The sequence below is a fragment of the Chamaesiphon sp. OTE_75_metabat_556 genome (genome assembly GCF_031378165.1).
Taxonomy (GTDB): domain Bacteria; phylum Cyanobacteriota; class Cyanobacteriia; order Cyanobacteriales; family Chamaesiphonaceae; genus Chamaesiphon.
Genome location: NZ_JANNDR010000145.1, coordinates 1 through 3,136, shown reverse-complemented (window position 1 = coordinate 3,136; position 3,136 = coordinate 1). Strand labels below are relative to the sequence as shown.

General features: G+C 46.4%; 4 protein-coding genes and 1 pseudogene. All 5 read left to right on the top strand.

Annotated features, from left to right (window positions below):
• The first annotated feature begins 16 nt into the window (after positions 1-16).
• Complete coding sequence (locus RMO27_RS06320) at positions 17-589, top strand: response regulator transcription factor (protein ID WP_309730652.1); 573 nt, start codon at positions 17-19, stop codon at positions 587-589.
• Positions 540-1,307 (top strand): annotated as a pseudogene (locus tag RMO27_RS23760) (hypothetical protein). The gene RMO27_RS06320 and the pseudogene RMO27_RS23760 overlap by 50 nt, the downstream one beginning before the upstream one ends.
• A gap of 209 nt (positions 1,308-1,516) precedes the next feature.
• Entirely contained in the window at positions 1,517-1,882 is a 366-nt protein-coding gene (locus tag RMO27_RS06310; RefSeq protein WP_309730648.1) for a hypothetical protein, read from the top strand.
• Positions 1,883-2,064: 182 nt separating this feature from the next.
• Positions 2,065-2,799 carry a DUF4079 domain-containing protein gene (locus tag RMO27_RS06305; RefSeq protein WP_309730645.1) on the top strand — a complete coding sequence of 245 codons (735 nt, stop codon included), beginning with the start codon at positions 2,065-2,067 and terminating at the stop codon, positions 2,797-2,799.
• A 58-nt stretch (positions 2,800-2,857) separates the two neighbouring features.
• Positions 2,858-3,136, top strand: a 279-nt coding sequence (locus RMO27_RS06300) for a response regulator (protein ID WP_309730643.1), incomplete at its 3' end; no start/stop codon positions are given.

The window sequence follows — 3,136 nt, the reverse complement described above, 5'->3', positions numbered from 1 at the left end:
ACGATTGAAAATCTAGATGAAGCGGTCGCTGCGTCAGGCGAAAGACGACGAACTGAGGAAATCGGAAGAATTATATCGATCGCTATTTGAAATCAGCAGTGAAGGCATTTATCGTTGGGAACTCGATCGACCTGTTTCGCTAAGTTTATCAGTTGACGAACAAGCGGTGGATCTCTATCAGCAACACCAGCCTGATGTGACGCTGATGGATTTGCAGATGCCCAAACTTGAAGGAGCCGCCGCGATCGCCCAAATCCGCACTAACGACCCCGATGCCCGAATTATCGTACTAACTACCTATGACGGCGATGTTGATATCTATCGAGGGCTACAAGCAGGAGCCAGAGGCTATTTGCTCAAAGATACTACCGCTAAAGAATTACTGAATGCGGTGAGATCGGTGCATCAAGGGCAGCGGGAGATTGCCCCCACAGTTGCTCTGAAGCTAGCAGAACGAGTCGATCGAGCGGACGCGCTCACGGAGCGAGAATTAGCAGTGCTGCGTCTGCTGGTCAAAGTCATACGGAGCGATATTGCCAATGAAACAACCGCTCCGAATTTTGCTACAAACCACGATCACCCCTACTGATGATGACTGGAGTATCGCCCGCTTCTCGTTATTGGAGCGGTATCTGTCCTCCCTCAAGGATGAATTGGGAAATCCATTATGTGAGGTTGTATCCCGCGATCGCCAATCGGATGCTGACGGTAACGATCCGGTGCTGAGTACCCTTGAAGCTTGCGCGTCGTCTCACGACGCTCGGAATAATTTTGACGAACTGTGGTTGTTTGCTGTCGATGTGGCTGATGGCATTGGCGATTCTCCAAAGGAGAGGCTACGCCAACGAGGCTGTGAGGGCATTACACGATTTAGACAGCAAGGCGGCGGCATCCTGACTACCCGCGATCACATGAATTTGGGTAGTTCGCTATGCAACTCGTCTGGACACATTGAGTTCTTGCCCATCCCCATGAGGGTGCAGTCGGAGTTCCGGTTAATGGCCATGCTCGGGAGATCGCTACAGGCAAAAGCTTAGTCACAAATCGTCAGTTTAACCTGATTGTGGCTTTCGTTGGCTACGCCTACCGGAGGTAATCGCCAACGAGACGATTGAGGTAATCTGCTGGGAAGAGCGGTAGCCCAATCAACATTTCATCACTTTTGTGATTACAACTGGGATATTAGTATGGGTTGCCCCAGTTTTGTCACCGAGCCGCCCGGAAACACGATGCAGACCGAACCACAGGCACTCGCCGATCTCCAAATCTATCTGAGAAATCTAGTGCTCTGGCTAGCACCAGCATAGTTGTACTTTTGATCGAGGATCGCAGGCGATCTCGATCTCGTAGGTAATCTGAGAAATTACTGAGATTTAACTGAGCAAAGTTTCAGCATAAATTCAGGAAATCGATCGATCTAATTCAGATAGCTTTCAGTGCTGGCTGCGATAGTTAATTCAGTGAGCCAGTTGGGCTTACCTGAAACACATTCTATCGATATTCATTCCTAAATTTTATGAAATTAACTTCTTTACTGACCAGTGTTGCCGTGTTGGGATTGGTTACTGTCGGTCATATTGCACCAGGAACTTTCACCCCATCGATTGGCATAGTTGCGACTGCGGCTGACCTTCCTTCCGCCCAAGAGCGCATCACCTTAGTTACTAAAAACAAAGGTCAGATTGGCGGTGGCGACCAATTACGTCGGTTCTTTTATGGCGATTTAGAACCACTAGGAGTTCAACCTGGTGGAGCAGGAATGGTCGTGAATTTATATAACAAAGCCAATAATGTCACTTTCTCCTATTGCGCTACTTACGATGTGGTAGTTGCTGTTAAAAAAGGTAGAATAGCTACGTTCCAAGCAAGTGAAGTTAAATAATAGCCTAGTTTTCTAGATTGCAGTTATTAGGATAATTACAGTGTATTTAGAGGGCAGATATAAAAGTAATTTACCTTTATATCTTGCCTTTTCAAGTTTGTTAAAAATTAAGCTTGTCATTTAGAATCGCTGCGATAATTAATTATCAATTATCAATTATCAATTAATTAAAAGAGGTTTTCATGGATAGAGATACAATCTTATTACTACATCCATTTATTGCTGTGACTGTGGTATTTCCATTAATTGGCATAGTTATCAATCGTGCGCTCCAGACTCGCCAGCGGCGGTTGCAGGTATCGACTGGAGCCAAAAGTGCAATTCCGCCCAGTGCAGGGCCAGAACACGCTCAATTAGGTCGGTGGCTGACTGGTTCGGTGGTGGGTATCGTCCTCATTGCATTTGCAGTCGATGTGTTCGGCCATATTGTAGACAAACAAGTGTGGGTAAAAAATCCATTCCAAGTTATCTTAATCAGCCTGGTTTTTATAGCGGCGATCGGATCGTTAGCCTTACTTTACCGTGCGAAAGCCAGACTCTGGCGAGGTGTATTTGCCATCCTTACCAGTGTCGCGCTGATTGTGCTGGGCAGTCAGGATGGTATTTATCGTAATGATGCACAATGGTATATTTCTCATTACTATTACGGGATTGTTGCGGCATTATTGATGATTTTTTCCCTAGCGATCGTCAGAGAGATTTATCAGGACCGTACCCATCGATGGCGGAATATTCATATTGTTTTAAATTCGATTGCGTTGATCCTGTTCGTTGGGCAAGCCTTTACTGGAGTTAAGTCATTGCTAGAAATTCCCCCTGTTTGGCAGAAGCCCTATGTGCAAAAGCTCTACGAGCAGAAATGTGACAAAATGCCCTGTACCATTCAGTCAGATCCAGCTTTGAAGATGCCCAAATAACCGCCCAACCACGGATAATTAGTGAATGGGCACTACCAACGCGATCTAGGAAAAACAGATGACGGCACAACATATCCTGTTGGTTGAAGATGAAATCAAACTTGCCCGATTTATCGAGTTGGAATTGCAAAGCGAAGGTTATCGCGTCACTGTGGCACATGATGGCATGTCGGGACTATCTTTGGTGCGCGAGTCGGAGCCAGATTTGGCGATTTTGGATTGGATGATGCCAGGGCTGACTGGGGTAGAACTTTGTCGGCGACTGCGATCGACTGGAATTAAGATTCCGGTGATTTTGCTGACGGCTAAAGATGAAGTCGGAGATCGGGTGACAGGT